This window comes from Cyanobacteria bacterium GSL.Bin1 (genome assembly GCA_009909085.1).
GTDB lineage: Bacteria > Cyanobacteriota > Cyanobacteriia > Cyanobacteriales > Rubidibacteraceae > Halothece.
This window is the reverse complement of the sequence record JAAANX010000080.1, coordinates 25,368-40,055: the sequence shown is the minus strand read 5'-3', so window position 1 is coordinate 40,055 and position 14,688 is coordinate 25,368. Positions and strand designations below refer to the sequence as shown.

17 protein-coding genes and 4 pseudogenes are annotated in these 14,688 nt (G+C 43.4%); 12 read left to right on the top strand and 9 right to left on the bottom strand.

The genetic code is table 11. The annotated features are described in order from the left end of the window. Together GVY04_09985 and GVY04_09980 are read right to left on the bottom strand one after the other, a co-directional pair. A partial coding sequence (locus tag GVY04_09985; protein ID NBD16444.1) for a DUF2267 domain-containing protein occupies nt 1-589 on the bottom strand: 589 nt, incomplete at its 3' end. Nucleotides 590-751: 162 nt separating this feature from the next. Continuing rightward, nucleotides 752-955 (bottom strand): annotated as a pseudogene (locus GVY04_09980) (hypothetical protein). Between the two features lie 454 nt (nt 956-1,409). Here GVY04_09980 and GVY04_09975 point away from each other — a divergent pair. Together GVY04_09975 and feoB are read left to right on the top strand one after the other, a co-directional pair. Next, nucleotides 1,410-2,003 (top strand): iron transporter, encoded by a 594-nt coding sequence (locus GVY04_09975; GenBank protein NBD16443.1) that lies wholly within the window; start codon nt 1,410-1,412, stop codon nt 2,001-2,003. 53 nt (nt 2,004-2,056) lie between these two features. Then, complete coding sequence (gene feoB, locus GVY04_09970; protein ID NBD16442.1) at nt 2,057-4,423, top strand: Fe(2+) transporter permease subunit FeoB; 2,367 nt, start codon at nt 2,057-2,059, stop codon at nt 4,421-4,423. A 54-nt stretch (nt 4,424-4,477) separates the two neighbouring features. On the opposite strand, the pseudogene GVY04_09965 reads toward feoB, so the two are convergent. Beyond that, nucleotides 4,478-4,958 (bottom strand): annotated as a pseudogene (locus GVY04_09965) (DUF2202 domain-containing protein). 50 nt (nt 4,959-5,008) lie between these two features. On the opposite strand from GVY04_09965, the gene GVY04_09960 reads away from it, so the two are divergent. The 5 genes from GVY04_09960 (at nt 5,009) to GVY04_09940 (ending at nt 8,753) form a co-directional block, all read left to right on the top strand. Beyond that, nucleotides 5,009-5,371, top strand: coding sequence for a hypothetical protein (locus GVY04_09960; GenBank protein NBD16441.1), 363 nt, complete (start codon nt 5,009-5,011; stop codon nt 5,369-5,371). Nucleotides 5,372-5,426: 55 nt separating this feature from the next. Continuing rightward, nucleotides 5,427-5,996, top strand: coding sequence for a metal ABC transporter ATPase (locus GVY04_09955; GenBank protein NBD16440.1), 570 nt, complete (start codon nt 5,427-5,429; stop codon nt 5,994-5,996). A gap of 62 nt (nt 5,997-6,058) precedes the next feature. Next, a complete protein-coding gene (locus tag GVY04_09950; protein NBD16439.1) occupies nt 6,059-8,239 on the top strand; it encodes a heavy metal translocating P-type ATPase in 2,181 nt (726 codons plus the stop codon). Nucleotides 8,240-8,266: 27 nt separating this feature from the next. Then, nucleotides 8,267-8,593, top strand: coding sequence for a DUF5132 domain-containing protein (locus GVY04_09945; protein ID NBD16438.1), 327 nt, complete (start codon nt 8,267-8,269; stop codon nt 8,591-8,593). A gap of 13 nt (nt 8,594-8,606) precedes the next feature. Next, a complete protein-coding gene (locus tag GVY04_09940; GenBank protein ID NBD16437.1) occupies nt 8,607-8,753 on the top strand; it encodes a hypothetical protein in 147 nt (48 codons plus the stop codon). A 71-nt stretch (nt 8,754-8,824) separates the two neighbouring features. On the opposite strand, the gene GVY04_09935 is transcribed toward GVY04_09940, so the two are convergent. Then, entirely contained in the window at nt 8,825-9,568 is a 744-nt protein-coding gene (locus tag GVY04_09935; GenBank protein ID NBD16436.1) for a hypothetical protein, read from the bottom strand. Nucleotides 9,569-9,666: 98 nt separating this feature from the next. Between GVY04_09935 and GVY04_09930 the strand changes: the two genes are divergently transcribed. The 3 genes from GVY04_09930 (at nt 9,667) to GVY04_09920 (ending at nt 10,611) form a co-directional block, all read left to right on the top strand. Continuing rightward, the gene (locus tag GVY04_09930) at nt 9,667-10,002 is read left to right on the top strand and encodes a XisI protein (protein NBD16435.1); all 336 of its coding nucleotides are present in this window, start codon (nt 9,667-9,669) and stop codon (nt 10,000-10,002) included. A 29-nt stretch (nt 10,003-10,031) separates the two neighbouring features. Continuing rightward, nucleotides 10,032-10,238 carry a type II toxin-antitoxin system HicB family antitoxin gene (locus GVY04_09925; GenBank protein NBD16434.1) on the top strand — a complete coding sequence of 69 codons (207 nt, stop codon included), beginning with the start codon at nt 10,032-10,034 and terminating at the stop codon, nt 10,236-10,238. 187 nt (nt 10,239-10,425) lie between these two features. Further along, a complete protein-coding gene (locus GVY04_09920; protein NBD16433.1) occupies nt 10,426-10,611 on the top strand; it encodes a hypothetical protein in 186 nt (61 codons plus the stop codon). Between the two features lie 140 nt (nt 10,612-10,751). Here the strand turns inward: GVY04_09920 and GVY04_09915 are convergent. Both GVY04_09915 and GVY04_09910 read right to left on the bottom strand, forming a co-directional pair. Next, nucleotides 10,752-10,877: pseudogene (locus GVY04_09915) on the bottom strand (type II toxin-antitoxin system HicB family antitoxin). After that, nucleotides 10,878-11,044, bottom strand: a pseudogene (locus GVY04_09910) (EamA/RhaT family transporter). 68 nt (nt 11,045-11,112) lie between these two features. On the opposite strand from GVY04_09910, the gene GVY04_09905 reads away from it, so the two are divergent. Together GVY04_09905 and GVY04_09900 are read left to right on the top strand one after the other, a co-directional pair. After that, nucleotides 11,113-12,282, top strand: a complete 1,170-nt coding sequence (locus GVY04_09905) for an aminotransferase class I/II-fold pyridoxal phosphate-dependent enzyme (GenBank protein NBD16432.1) — start codon at nt 11,113-11,115, stop codon at nt 12,280-12,282. An 86-nt stretch (nt 12,283-12,368) separates the two neighbouring features. Next, nucleotides 12,369-13,178, top strand: coding sequence for an SHOCT domain-containing protein (locus GVY04_09900; GenBank protein ID NBD16431.1), 810 nt, complete (start codon nt 12,369-12,371; stop codon nt 13,176-13,178). A gap of 24 nt (nt 13,179-13,202) precedes the next feature. On the opposite strand, the gene GVY04_09895 is transcribed toward GVY04_09900, so the two are convergent. The 3 genes from GVY04_09895 to GVY04_09885 form a co-directional block, all read right to left on the bottom strand. Further along, on the bottom strand, nt 13,203-13,406 hold the full coding sequence (locus tag GVY04_09895) for a hypothetical protein (GenBank protein ID NBD16430.1): 204 nt from the start codon (nt 13,404-13,406) through the stop codon (nt 13,203-13,205). Nucleotides 13,407-13,732: 326 nt separating this feature from the next. Next, complete coding sequence (locus tag GVY04_09890; protein ID NBD16429.1) at nt 13,733-13,849, bottom strand: photosystem I reaction center subunit VIII; 117 nt, start codon at nt 13,847-13,849, stop codon at nt 13,733-13,735. A gap of 50 nt (nt 13,850-13,899) precedes the next feature. Next, nucleotides 13,900-14,406 (bottom strand): photosystem I reaction center protein subunit XI, encoded by a 507-nt coding sequence (locus GVY04_09885; protein NBD16428.1) that lies wholly within the window; start codon nt 14,404-14,406, stop codon nt 13,900-13,902. Nucleotides 14,407-14,688 lie beyond the last annotated feature (282 nt).

The window sequence follows — 14,688 nt, the reverse complement described above, 5'->3', positions numbered from 1 at the left end:
CACTGGTTGCCGCCTTTTCTCCTTTGAGTTCTTCAAAAACACGATCCGCTGCTTCTGTCGTCATTAAGTCGCGCATACTGCGAAACACAACTTCGGAAAGATCTCTGGCATCAAAGATATCATCAACCCCAGCTTTAATTTTCACCTTTTCTAAGAAAGGTTGGTTCTCAGAAGCAATCGGACTAGTCGGTCCTTTTTTTAAGGCTTCAGGTCTCTTTTCTGCCATATTTTTCAACATCTGTTTTCCTTTTTCTGTTAACTTGGCTTGTTTAAACTGAATAAGATGGGGAAGTGGACCATCTTCTGCTCCCAGTGTATTGGCAACGCGAAATTCTTCTACTTGTTCTGGATTAACCACATCAGGAACATCTTCTTGCGTGGCATAGGCATTGCCTTCAAATTCGGCTTCGATGTATTCTTTTTGGTTGAGATAATCTAAATGCCCCAGGAGATCTGCTTGCGTAATGTCTCGACCAGCAAAATCTGTTTCGGTAAAAGAGACTTCCTTGCCTTCATTGCTTTCGTAAGCAGATTGACCGATTTTTTCCAGTAAGATATACATGATATCTTCTCGTAAAGCAATTGTCATAACTTCTTTCCAAACTCGTCTAATTTTGATATATGTAACTATGCTGGTGCATCGGTAACTCGGCTGGACAATGATGGTTGGAAGCCAAAGGTTGCTGACTGCGCCAGCTTATGTGTTAATTTACTCTCGTTTAAATTTCCCTGCATCTTTCATTCGACACAATTACCAAAGCAGTCTTAACTCTCTCTTGAGCAGGAAGGAGTTGCAAGCTGAAGTGTAGGGGTTCAAGGTTTGGTCTTTTCCCAGCCCAACTATGTAGTTGGTCAGTTTTAAAAGAAGGCAAAGGGTCATTTTTTGTTCTTCAGGATCAATAATCCAATACTCTGTAATGCCTCGCGCTGCATATTCAGTATGTTTATAGCGGTAAAGCCACTAAAGATTGTTCAGTTGATCGCGCCATTGGTACTAGCCGTCACAGACAAATGTACTGGCAAGATTGACTCGTTGTTTCATCCCGCCACTGAGTTATTAGGAATCGATTAAGCCGACAGTTTCGGCAAGAAAGGCATGGGAGGTGTCTCCTAGGAAAACCGTAAGGGAGGCTTTTTGCGATCGTCAAAAGACAAACTGTCAAACTTGATACATTACTTAAAGCTTTCAAGCATTTGCTTTGCGGAAGGTTAAATGTTCCTTAACTCATGCTTACGTATACAGTCGATTGTGATATCACTAATGATAGGTTGATAAATAATAAAAGTTTTCAACTATATTGAAAACTTTTTTGAGATTTTCTTTCAACTCCCAGCACACAAATGAGATTACTAGAACTTAGTAATCTCTAGCTCATTCAGAAACTTGCAGTAAGTAAGGACGCAAAATTATGCCTCACCAACCGCACCATCAACAACAAAGACGACACCGTCATCACGGCGGAGGGGAAAACCATCGTCAGGAACGCACCATCATGCCACTGGCAAAAGCGCAAGTGGGTAACCAGCTTTGGATTGCGGGCTATAAAAGCAAAGATGGGGTGAATCGTCTGGTGGGGATGGGGTTGGCACCGGGGATGAAAATTAAAGTTCTGCAGAATCTGGCGGGAAATATTGTGGTTGGGGTTGGGGAGACCCGTATTGGGATCGATGACGGAATGGCAAAGCGGATTCTCGTCTCCGATCAACCCTTTGATTATCTGGTGGAAGTGGAAGAGGTTAATGAGATGGAAATTCAAAAAACAACATTGAAAGATTTGCAAGTTCATCAACAAGGAAAAGTGGCTCGCTTTGAAAAAATGGATGATGCGGCGAAGAAAGCCTATAAGCAGAAACTATTGGCAATGGGGCTTACCCCTGGTACAGAGTTTACTGTGACTCGCGTTGCACCCCTGGGTGATCCTGTCGAAATTTTGGTGCGGGGCTTCAAATTAAGTCTGCGTAAAGACGAAGCAGCAGCACTGGTTGTCGAGGAATTGCCTTAGCAGACACAGCAGCAAGGATTAACTGAACCAATGACCAATGACTAGTGACTAATATGAAAAAACAGACAATCGCTTTAATTGGCAATCCCAATTGTGGCAAAACCACTCTTTTTAACGATCTCACGGGTACGAACCAGCGGACTGGCAATTGGCCAGGGGTCACCGTTGACCGCAAAGAAGGAAAATATCAATACGATGGCACGGAAGTGACCGTAATTGATTTACCAGGGGTCTATTCTCTCGATGGCGAAGAAGAAGGGTCTGGACTCGATGAGATTATTGCGCGAGATTATCTCATGTCTGGAGAGGCGGATCTGGTGATTAATATTGTTGATGCCTCTAACTTGGAACGGAACCTTTATCTCACCACACAGATTATGGAGATGCGCGTCCCCATGGTCGCTGCCTTCAATATGATGGATGTGGCGCGCGATCGCGAACTTGATATTGATACGGAGGTTCTTTCCCAACGATTGGGTTGTTTTGTCATTCCCATTAGTGCGTTTTTGGGAGAAGGCATTGATCTGCTCAGAAGTCGCATTAATGAATTCGTTGATAATCCGGGGAACCTGCCCACTGTGGTTGCTTACCCGGCTGTCATTGAAGATACGCTCAATCAAATTGAACCGTTAGTCCAGGCAAAAGGGAATAATCGTAAGATTTCAACCCGTTGGGTGGCGCTGAACCTACTCGAATACGAAGACCGCGTTGCCCCCGAACTCAAAGGTAAAGAGCTGGATCAGATTGTGGTGGAAAATCGGCGGAAGATCCACCAACTCTTGCACGAAGACATCGACATTATTGTTGCCGACAGTCGCTATGGCTTTATCCGCAGTTTAATCCAAAATGCGGTTAAACAGAAACGGCAGGTGAGCAACACCAAATCCGATCAAATTGACCAATTTGTTCTCAACCGTTGGATTGGCATTCCCCTGTTTTTAGGGGTGATGTATTTGATGTTCTTCATTGCCATTAATATCGGAGGAACGTTTATTGATTTCTTTGATATTTCCGTGGGAACAGTCTTTGTCGATGCGCCACAAGCCTGGTTGGAAGGAATCGGTGCGCCCGGTTTACTCATTGGCTTTGTCACCTCGTTCGGTGGCGGTGTGCAAACTGTAGCAACGTTTATCCCCCAAATTGGCTTACTCTTTGTCATTCTTTCTATTCTGGAAGACTCCGGCTACATGGCAAGAGCAGCGTTTGTTATGGATAAAGTAATGCGCTTGATTGGTTTGCCCGGGAAAGCCTTTGTGCCGATGCTGGTGGGATTTGGCTGTAATGTCCCTGCCATTATGGCAACGCGAACCTTAGAAAATAAGCGCGATCGGCTGATGACGATCATGATGAACCCGTTTATGTCTTGTGGGGCAAGATTACCAGTATATGCGCTATTTGCTGCTGCCTTCTTCCCGCGTAACGGACAAAACTTGGTGTTTGGTCTTTATCTGATCGGGATTGGCGCAGCCATCTTTACTGGGATTGTGATGAAAAATACCATTATGCAAGGGGAAGCGGCTCCTTTTGTGATGGAATTACCCCCTTATCACATTCCGAAGCCAAAAGGCGTGATGATCCGGGCTTGGGACAGACTGAGAGGGTTTTTACTCAGAGCGGGTAAAGTGATTATCCTGATGGTGTTGGTTTTGAGTTTCTTAAATTCCGTTGGCACCGATGGCTCTTTCGGTCAACAAGACAGTAAAAATTCTGTCCTCTCCGCCACTAGCCAAGCCGTAACCCCGATCTTTTCTCCCATGGGCGTTACTCAAGAAAATTGGCCCGCAACCGTTGGCATTTTTACGGGTGTGTTTGCCAAAGAAGCGATGGTCGGTTCCCTGGATTCCCTTTACGGTCAGTTGGCGCAAGAAGAGGCAGCCGCATCAGAATCAGCAGAAGCCGAAGAGCCTTTTCGTTTTTGGGGTGGTATTGGTGCAGCTTTTGCCAGTATTCCCGCTAATTTAGCTGATTTGGGCAATCAATTGCTCGATCCGTTGGGCTTAAGTGTGGGTGAAGTGCAAGATCCAACCACGGCTGCTGCTGAACAAGGAATCGCTGTGGGAACCTTTGGACAGATGTCACAACGCTTTAATACGAATGCTGCAGCTTTTGCTTATTTACTTTTCGTACTGATGTACTTTCCTTGTGTGGCGGCAACGGGGGCAATCTACCGTGAAACCAATCTCGGTTGGACTATTTTAGCTGCCGGTTGGACCACTGGGTTAGGCTACTGGGTGGCGAGTATGTTTTATCAAATTGCTACCTTTTCTCAGCATCCTGGTTTTTCTCTGGCGTGGATTATCGGTGGCGTCGTTGTAATGGCAGGAGTGATTTTCTCTCTCAAGTTATCTCGCAATCCCAGCTTGCTTTCACGGGAACCCAACCAACAGCCCAGATCAAACACAACAACTAAATGTCATTGAATTAGGTCGGTGCTCTGGTGGCAAGACATCAAAATAGTTGAGAGGAATAAAATCTTAACTGCAGCGATGTCTTCTTCCGCCTCGACCCCCGTAACATCGCCCTCTTCCTTGATCTAGAGGAATTGGGGCGTTTCCTGATCGTTGCACACACCGTTGAAAAGCCCGTAAATGATTTTCTTGGGAGGCGCGTTGTAAATTCAAAAAAACCCGCTGGACATCCGGATATGCTTCTGTCATTGCCAGCAATCGCGCTCTTCATTTCCCCATTTTCAATTTCTGCTTGCACGCCAGCTTCGCAAGCTGACCAGACCGAATCGGGCGTTTCCACTCGGTCTTTCCAAGTATCAACGGGAATGGGAATTTGATAGTTTTGAAATAAAGAAAATAAGGCTTGAATATGTCGTTCCTCTGATTGAAGAATATTCACAAAGGGTCGAATCTTGCCAAACTTTTGCAGTACTAATTGATAAGTTGCTCGTGCTTTATATTCATCTTCCAGAGCTTCTTCCAGAGCTTGTTTTAATTTTTCTAACATCAGATCAACCTCGCACAAAAATTGTTGCTAATTTAGAGTAGGTTATACTAATGATTTTAAAGGAACTACAAAACTTTGTCCTCGAATATCATCGGGTTTCTTTGGCAGAAATGGAGCTGCATTTTCACATGGATGGAGATGCGCTCCGGCAAATGCTGAAGAAATTAGTGCAAAAAGGAAGAGTCCGCCAGTTACCCATTCCTGACCATTGTGATGGCTGCACGTTTTGCAATCCCGATACCATTGAGTTCTATGAATGGATTGATGAAGAAGACCCGCAATCTTCCGATTCTTCTAAACTGACTAAGGCACAAATTCATAGCACGAATGCTTCGGAAAAAGAAGTGGATCAATCTAACGCAACGGGAATTAAATATGCAGTAATTCTACACGATTGTCAAAAAAATCATTAACATTTAATCAATTTAACCCAACTTGTGATTAACTAAAAAGGAGATTGTTTGAGCAATGACCACAACCACAGCCAATAACGACTTGAATAATGTTTCTCCAGAAGATGCTGCTTCTCAAGTCGGGTCATTTTTAAGAGAACATGGCGAAGTGGAAACGATTCTGCCGGTCGTGATTGGATTATTTGTGACCAGTCGTTTTCAACTGCGCGGGGCAAATGCGTTATTAGTGAACTTGTTAGTTGCCAGTGTCGTGCGTCAAGTCTTTACGCAACTGAAAGAACAAGCGCCACAACTGACTGCAGAAACTGAATCGTCTCCGCAAAAAGAAGAAACCACGGATGGAGAAATGAATCTGCAAGGTTACGCGATCGCGCACGCGGTTCCAGGACGAGTGCGGTTACGGATGCCTCAACTGGCGATTGATAACGAGTTTGCTCAGGCGTTAGAAGAGGCGCTTAATGCAGACGAATATGTCACCCAGGTGCGGATTAATCGGGCGGCTGCTTCCATTGCCATTCATTATAAAAATCAAGGGCTTTCAGAATGGGAGTTAGGACTGCGTTTAATGAGCCTGATCAATACAGTTCAACAAGAACAACAATCTGCCGAAGCACTCACGCAATAAACTCCAAATTTAAGGAGGGTATCTCTTTGCAACATTCCTTAGCCGTCGTTGCTACACCAACTATCGAAACGGATCGCGGTTTACCTCATTTAGTGCATCATCTGCCGGGTCGGGCAAGATTTCGCATTGATCGCTTAAGTGATGACTTAGATTATGCGGTAACTTTACAACAATTCTTATTGGAACAACCTGGCATTAAACAGGTAAGGGTCAATGGTGCAGCAGCTTCGATCGCGATTCAGTATCGCTCTGCCGGAACCTCTCTCTCAGAAGAGGCAACTCGTTTAACCGCATTAATTAACAAAGCAGCAACCGCTCAGCCGGTTTCCCCCCAGCCGGCGCCACCACCGCCCTCAAAAACGGAAAACTGGTCGAGTCTCGCTTTACCCATTTTCACCACGATCGCGAGTTGGTTAAGCCATCGTAGCCGATTGCTTTGGTTACGCCCCATTGCTTGGACAAGTTTGGTCGTGCTCACTTTACCGATTGTCAAACGAGCCAGCATTAGTCTCTGGCGCGATCAAAAACTCAACATTGATTGTTTGGATTTAGTGGCCTTGGGGTTGAGCTATGGTCAAGGGAAGTTAGTGACCCCCGCTTTAGTCATTACTTTGCATGAATTGGGGGATTTGATTCGCGATCGCACCGCCCGTTCCACTGCTACCCAAACGGATGACCTCCTGGATGCGATTGGTCATTATGCTTGGGTGATTCGAGACGGCAAACCGGTTCAAATTAGCAGCGATCGCGTTGAACTCGGCGAAACGGTCATTGTCTATCCGGGAGAGCAAATTCCCGTAGATGGAGTCGTCTTGAAAGGTTCGGCAACCGTTGACCAACAGCAACTCACCGGGGAAGCCATGCCCATTGTTGCTCAAGCCGGAACGGTTGTGTATGCCTCAACGCTGGTACGTTCCGGACAGCTTTACCTGCGTGCCGATCGCGTTGGTGAACAAACTCGGGCGGCGGCAAGTCTGGAACTCCTGCAAAAAGCGCCCGTCCACGATACACGGATGGCAAATTATGCAGCGCAACTTGCCGATCAATTAGTGGTGCCGTCCTTTATTTTAGCCAGTGTCGTCCTTGCCATCACCAGAGAACCGGCAAGGGCAGCGTCAATTCTCACTTTAGATTTTGTCACGGGCATCCGAGTTTCCATTCCCACCGCCTTTTTAGGGGCTTTAAACCATAACACCCGTCATGGGATTTTAGTCCGCAGTGGACGCACCATCGAACAATTAGCTGCCGTCGATACAGTGGTTTTTGACAAAACGGGAACCCTAACGCAAGGGGAATTAACGGTCGTTGGGATTCAAACTGTACCCGAAGGAATGGAACCCGAAGCAGTTTTAAGGTTAGCAGCAGCAACGGAACAACGGATCGCCCACCCGGTGGCAGAAGCCATTACTCATTATGCCCAAAACCAAAATCTGACAATTCCCCGTCGTGACGAGTGGAACTACGAAGTGGGCTTAGGGATTCGCGCCACAATTGAAGGAAAAGCAGTGTTAGTGGGGAGTGAACGCTTTTTAGTGCAAGAAGGGGTGGATTTAAGCGGCTTAGATACAAAAACCTTCCCCTTACAAGAGATTTGCCATTTAGAAGACCAATCAAAAACCTCCGCTTGGCTATCTTTAATTTATGTCGCTTGTGACGGTGAACTGGCTGGGGTGATTCAATATGCTGACCCCCTACGTCCCGAAAGCCCGGCTTTAATCCAAGCATTGGTCGCTTCAGGTCGCGAAATTCATTTATTAACCGGAGATAACCCGCAAAGAGCTAAAATGGTAGCAGAAGAGCTACGGATTCCGTCAACACAAGTCCACGCTCAGGCGTTTCCTGAACAAAAAGCAGCGATTGTTCGCGACTTAAAGTTGGCTGGTAAAACTGTTGCCTTTGTCGGTGATGGCTTGAATGATTCTGTTGCTTTAGCCTACGCCGATGTGTCAGTTTCGTTTGCCAATGGTTCGGATATTGCCCGAGAAATCGCAGATGTTGTCCTGATGAACAACGATCTTGCCACCTTAATCGAAGCCCTCAATATCGCCCAAGAAACGAAGAAGCTGATCGAGCAAAATACATTGCTGGTGGTTGCCCCAAACTTAATCGCTTTGGGGTTAGCCTCTACTTGGGGCTTAAATCCGCTGATTGCGACCATTATTCACAATGGTTCCGCGATCGCAGCCGGGCTAAACAGCCTGCGCCCACTGGTGCAACATCAGTTAGAAGAACAAAGAACTTAAGGAGAAAATTGAAAAATGCCACAACCCATGCAACCTAACGGTCATTCTCTCTTCAATCAAGTCACCAATCGCGTGACCAATCACCCCATGCAAACCTTAGCCATTGGCTTAGGCGCAGCGATTCTCGCCCCCACAGTGATTCCCCTCGTCAAGCCCTTTGCCAAAGCAGCGATTAAAAGCGGAGTCGGTTTCTATGAAAAAACCAAAGGCGCGATCGCGGAAACTGGAGAATCCATCGGGGATATTGTCGCGGAAGCCAAAGCTGAAGCCGCAGCGGAACAAGCGAAAAAAGCCAGTGTGCAAGCGGGTTTAATGAGTGCAACCCAGCCCAAATCTGAGTCACCGGATAACTAATTGGGATTAGGAAATGAAATGCGTGATCGTTGCTATCTTCTTGGAAGCGCGATCGCGCTCAGAAAAAATACAACGAAGCCAAAGTCTTTATCCAAAAATTGAAAAAGCAGTTAAGAAGGCTCACAAAAAGAAGACAAATAACTTTGCAATTATTGAGTAAGTTTGAAAGTAGATTTACGCAGTAAACCAATATGATGTAAACAATAGGATTATAGGATTTAAAATAATTTATCAGTTTATATCTTCTTTTTTAAGCAACCAACGTGAGTTTCTTGATTTGCCAGTGCGATAAACATATTGTGCATCTCTAAGAAATCTACTTGTGTAGGTGCTATTTTTATGCTCTAAAAGGTTTGTTATATCTTCATTTGATGCTTCCCCAAATTCCATTAAGTAGTCATATAGTTTAACGTGTTTATTAGAAGTTTTTGTTACTGACAAAGTTCGCTTTATATCAAAGAAGCCATTCCATTTAGGATTTACTCTGATGTAAACACCATCTTTATTCCCACACAGTTCAATTTGCTCTATTCTATCAACTGACTCTTTTAAATCTATCCAAGGATTTTTTGATAAGTAACGAATTCTTTTTTGAGCTTCCTTAACAGAAATTGATCCTTTTCTATATACACTATTAAGTAAAATCAAATCAATTAATCCGTATTCATCAGGATTACCCTGTACTAATACAAATATTCCCGGTAAGACTGACTCTGCTTGCATAACAACTTCGACACAATTAAAAGATTCCCTAAACTGCGGAAATTCTCTTCCGTACTTTAGAGAACCTAGTCCCATTCTTTTAACACCCATTCCGGCTCTATCAACAAGCTGAAATTGCATCATGAGCTTTGCTAAGGCTTTATTTCTATGTCTAGGCTGATGAATTACAATATTTTCTGAAGTAACTCCACCATAAAAACAACCTGGATTATTAATAGTCATTTTGGCTAAATCAAAATCAACAGATATCATTCCATCGACTGAATAATCTCTATGAACAATATAAAATATTAATTCTTACTCTGTATATTATTTTACTACTTTATTATAATCAGGGAGGTGATTACCCAATGGATAAGTTAGAACAGTATCGTCAAATTATTTGCGCTTTTTTGAAAGAACAATCAGAAATCATCCCATTTGGGGGAACGATTGAAACGGAAACCATTTTTGATCGCGACTCAGATCGATATTTATTATTATACTTAGGTTGGAATAATCAACAAAGAATCTACTCTGTTGTGTTACATCTTGAGATTAGAGAAGGAAAAGTTTGGATTCAGCAAAACACAACTGATTTTTCCGTAGCTGAGGAATTATTAGAAAGAGGAGTCAAGCGAGAAGATATTATTTTAGGATTAAAACCTGCTTTTGTTAGAGAATATACGGGGTTTGGTATAGCTTAATTAAGATGAGAAAAGGAGACATAAATCTGATGAAATATAGTATCTTTATTCAATGGTCAGAGGAAGATCAAACCTATATTGCGAGTTTACCCGAATGGGGAGAATACGCTCGGACTCACGGCGAAACTTATGATGAAGCATTAGAAAACGCCAAGGAAGTGTTAGCCGATCTAGTCTATGGGTATCAACAAGTGGGAAAATCCTTACCCAATCCCAAAACGATAGCAGTTGCCTAAAAGATTTTAAAATGGATAAGTTAGAAAAGAATTAGGAAATAATCATGTCAGCAACTTATCGCTTCAAAGCCAGTGAAATCGATAAAACGTTTCTTGAAGAATTATAGCATCTCTCAGATTGGAAGTAACAGTCCAAGTGCTTCCATTCTCTGTGCTCTCTGTGACTCTGTGGTTCATTTTGTAGCAATTGTTTTCAGAAATAGTATTAAAAGCCAAATATGGAGATGAAGAAATCAAAATTACGATTGATGAGATAAGTAAAACAGATTATCTTTTTCAGTCTGAGGCAAACAAGAAGCGACTCTTAAACGCTATAAAATCTGTCAATCAAGGAAATAACTTAATTGAAGTTTCTTGGGAAGATTTAGAATGAGTCGCAAAATAGTCTTTGAGGCTTCTGCGTTTCACGATTTTAACGAATGGGGATTTGAAAATAAAAAGATTTATCGAAAGATTGTCAAACTAATTAAATAGGGCTTTCAGCGAGAGATCGCGCCAACATAATTCAACATCTTAAACCAGTTGAAGGGTCAAAGGTTCAGGGAGGGATTCACCTTCATTTTGCCAGGCTTCTACATACATCTCCATCACTTCTTCCCCATTGCGAGTTGCTTCCTCACGGGTTTTACCATGGGTGCAAGATTTAGGTGAAGTTTCTCGTCGGCGCTGGAGAAGGCTAGCAAGAGTAATGGCAACCAGGGAACCAAAGGGAATAAAATAGCCAATGGTCGAGGCTTCTGTGTTGAATTGCATCCGAGTTCCACCGCGATCGCGACCCCCAAAAATCCGACAATTAACCCTAACCAATGAACCAAAAACAATAGATAATGGGTGCTCAGTAGGAATCCATAATTATAATCAACGATCTGCCGATATGAAATTTTCCCAACGTTTGGATAAAATTCCGCCCTACCTCTTTGCCCAAATCAATCGTAAGCGCCAAAAACTACTTGCCCAAGGCGTTGATTTGATTAATTTAGGCGTTGGCGATCCGGATCAACCAACCCTATCGCCAATTCTACAAGCAATGCACGAAGCCATTGACGATCCCAGCACCCACAATTATCCTCCGTATCAAGGAACCCTTGCCTTTCGCAAAGCAGTTGCTGCTTTTATGGCGCGTCGCTATGGTGTTACGGATCTCAACTCGGAAACAGAAGTTCTTTCTTCTATTGGCTCAAAAGAAGCCATCCACAACACTTTTTTAGCCTTTGTTGATCCCGGTGACTATACCCTCATTCCTGATCCCGGTTATCCGGTTTATAACACAGCGACCTTGTTTGCAGATGGTCAACCTTACCCAATGCCACTGAAGCCAGAGAATCATTTTTTGCCGGATTTAAAGCAAATTCCCACAGAAGTGGCGCAAAAGACGAAATTACTCTGGATTAATTATCCCAATAACCCAACTGGGGCATTAGCCAGTTTAGACTTTTTTGCGGAACTGGTTGCCTTTTGTCAGGAACATGATATTCTCCTCTGTCATGATCATGCTTATGCAGAAATGGCGTATGACGGCTATCAACCCCCCAGTGTCCTGCAAGTCGCGGGGGCAAAAGACTGCGCGATCGAGTTTCATAGTGCCTCCAAATCTTATAACATGACCGGCTGGCGGGTTGGCTTTGTCGTTGGTAATGCTTTGGGGATTGAAGGTTTAGGGAGAGTGAAGAGTAATGTTGATTCTGGGGTGTTTCGGGCGATTCAACAGGCAGTAATTACGGCGTTAGAAACCCCCCGTACCGAAATTGACAAGTTAATGGCTGTCTATCAGCGTCGCCGGGATATCATTGTTGCAGGCTTGAACCGTTTAGGTTGGGAAATTACCCCACCCCAAGCTACCCTTTATGTTTGGGTTCCCGTACCTCAGGGTTATACTTCCCAAGAATTTGCCAATCTCTTGTTGGATGAATGTGGCATTATTGTTCCACCAGGAAATGGCTATGGACGCTTTGGAGAAGGCTTTTTCCGCATTGCCTTAACGATACCGGAAGTAGAAATGGAACGCGCGATCGCGCGGATGAAAGCAGCAGGAATCCGCTACTGAGGTAACTTATAATAAAGCCAAGAGCTCTGGTTCTTTCAGCTCTCAAGGTCAAGTTTCCAGCGATAAAGTGACGCCCCCATTTAGCGATGACCAAACATTATTTTGTTGCAAGCGAACCCGATACCCTGAATCAAATTTACCGACAAGTGGTTTTGTGGTTCAAAGATAAAGAATATGAAGTAGAAAGTACCCAAAGCGGGGATGTTTATTTAGTACAAGCGGCAAAAACAAGCTGGCTGCGAACGGTCTTTGGAACCAATTTAGCCTTTAAGGTGAATATTTATTGGTCCAATGTGCCAACCACTGCCGGTGAATTTATCATTGAAACCCGCGTCGGAAAATGGGTGAGAAATATTGCTGGTGCTGGCATTACTGCTATGTTTACCGGTGGTTTTACCGTCTTTACGGGGGTAGCCGGTGCCAGTTGGGCGCTGGTTCTCGAACGCGATCTCCTAAATCATCTCCAAAATAGCCTCAGTTTAAGACGAGTCAGTGAAACCGCAACTCGTGCTACCTCCAGTTCAGAAACGATTAATACCCAGGCGTCTTCTCCGGCGCGATCGCAAGCGATTACAGAACTCAAAGCGGAAATTGAGCAGTTACAGGAAGCCTTAAGTAAAGAGATTATTAGTCGGGAGGAATTTCAAGCCAAGAAGCAAAAGTTGGAAGAAAAAATTGATGAACGGGAAATGGAGCTATTAGTGGAAGAAAAGAGCAATCAGTTACAAGCAGCATTTGAAAGTGGAATTTTAGATGCAGATGAATATGAGGCAAAATTACAAACCGTGGAAAACTCAGTGAGAGAGAAACTATCGAAAAAACAGAAGTTAAAAGAAGCAAAAGAAAACGGTATTTTAACGGAGGAAGAGTATCAAGCTAAGCTCTCTCAACTTTAAAGTACTTAAGGGATAAATTGTAGTTTAGTTGACTTTGAATTCAGCGCTTAAGAGGGCTCTTGCCTTAGCAATTCGACTTCTGACAATGGCAAAAGAAACTCCAGTCAGATCAGCAATTTCTTGGTAAGAGAGTCTGTCAATTTCTCTTAAGAGAATCGCCGTACGGAAAGTTTCTGGTAAGAGCGCGATCGCGCGATTCAAATCTTGTTTTTTTAACCCCTCTTTCATAAACCCACTCGCAAGAGTACAGAAACAGGATTAATTGAACCATAAAAATATAAAAGATACAGTGTGTAAATCCCTTAATTTTTTTAAAATTGAGTGTATTGAACTAAAAATCAAGAAAATATCCTATCCCAAAACTTGATATCACTAAAATAATTGACTAAAATCAAATCAAATTGTTCTTAATATATATTTATTTTATATTTTGTATCAATAAAGGCGATTATCCCAATTGAAATGCCCAACCGCTTATCGAACCCCCCATAAAAAAATTCTCCCCATTCAGACAAAAGCTAAACAGGGAGAATCCTGAAATTTCCCAAGATTAATTAGGCGTCAGACTCAATATAAATAAAGAGTAAGCCCATGACAACAGCAGGCATTAACCAGCAGACTGTCGGGATTAAAATGAGCGGTAAAAAAGAAGCTGCGTATTCTCCAGACATATTAAATCTTTCCTTGTGTAAACAACAAAAAGCAACAAAATCAGCAATCGCTAGTTGACGATTCCTCGTAACATACTATCAACAACCGAGAAGTTTTCTAACAAGAAATATGCCACAAATGCTCCTCCCATCGCACCGACAAAAAAGCCGCCGGTAAATTGACTCCAACCTTGGCGAGTTTTTATATTTTCAGGAGCGCGATCTTCAAAATATTGGGCTTCTGAATTATCACCGGGAAAGGCTGTTAAACCATAAGCAGACAAGCCGCCTGTTGCCACTAAAATGAGCCCAATTGCCGCAATCAAACCGCCTAAATAGGCATCGCCTTCGCTATCCCGTAAAGGACCGAGTAACGTCCAAGGACCAACGAGGAAATACCCATGGGCCATGCCAATTTCTAAACCGCGTAGTAAGGGAGAAATTCCTTCCCGATAAGCAGGAAGGTTATTAATAAAAGTACGAGTGAAACTGGAATCGGAAATAGGTGTGGAAAGATGCCCGACATAGACATCATCATTGTAAGGTTGAATATATTGCATATTTTGTGTTTCAGCCATTGGCAAATTTTCCCCTTTTCTCTAAATTGGTAACAACGACTTTTCCCTCAGCGACTTAGATAATTGAGTGCGAGGGCTTCCTAGTTACTCCCAAACTGGGATTGCGCCACTTATCAAGTCAAACTCAACTTAAGTGTTGATTCTCTTCCTGACAGCCCGACTGCATAGGCATTTTTAATTCCCACAAGTCCTGCGGTACTAAAATGAGTAACTTAATCGGTTACATTTTACGCAGGTACGGACACAGAAATTTAGTTGTGGGTGTAAGGGTTAAAAAAAGTT

Coding starts and splice junctions, on each gene's coding strand:
- GVY04_09885 (NBD16428.1), bottom strand. CDS start 14,406: ATGGCTGAAACACAAAATATGCAATATATTCAACCTTACAATGATGAT.
- GVY04_09975 (NBD16443.1), top strand. CDS start 1,410: ATGCCTCACCAACCGCACCATCAACAACAAAGACGACACCGTCATCAC.
- GVY04_09955 (NBD16440.1), top strand. CDS start 5,427: ATGACCACAACCACAGCCAATAACGACTTGAATAATGTTTCTCCAGAA.
- GVY04_09895 (NBD16430.1), bottom strand. CDS start 13,406: ATGAAAGAGGGGTTAAAAAAACAAGATTTGAATCGCGCGATCGCGCTC.
- GVY04_09945 (NBD16438.1), top strand. CDS start 8,267: ATGCAACCTAACGGTCATTCTCTCTTCAATCAAGTCACCAATCGCGTG.
- GVY04_09890 (NBD16429.1), bottom strand. CDS start 13,849: ATGTCTGGAGAATACGCAGCTTCTTTTTTACCGCTCATTTTAATCCCG.
- GVY04_09905 (NBD16432.1), top strand. CDS start 11,113: ATGAAATTTTCCCAACGTTTGGATAAAATTCCGCCCTACCTCTTTGCC.
- GVY04_09900 (NBD16431.1), top strand. CDS start 12,369: ATGACCAAACATTATTTTGTTGCAAGCGAACCCGATACCCTGAATCAA.
- GVY04_09925 (NBD16434.1), top strand. CDS start 10,032: ATGAAATATAGTATCTTTATTCAATGGTCAGAGGAAGATCAAACCTAT.
- GVY04_09960 (NBD16441.1), top strand. CDS start 5,009: ATGATTTTAAAGGAACTACAAAACTTTGTCCTCGAATATCATCGGGTT.
- feoB (NBD16442.1), top strand. CDS start 2,057: ATGAAAAAACAGACAATCGCTTTAATTGGCAATCCCAATTGTGGCAAA.
- GVY04_09935 (NBD16436.1), bottom strand. CDS start 9,568: ATGATATCTGTTGATTTTGATTTAGCCAAAATGACTATTAATAATCCA.
- GVY04_09940 (NBD16437.1), top strand. CDS start 8,607: ATGAAATGCGTGATCGTTGCTATCTTCTTGGAAGCGCGATCGCGCTCA.
- GVY04_09930 (NBD16435.1), top strand. CDS start 9,667: ATGGATAAGTTAGAACAGTATCGTCAAATTATTTGCGCTTTTTTGAAA.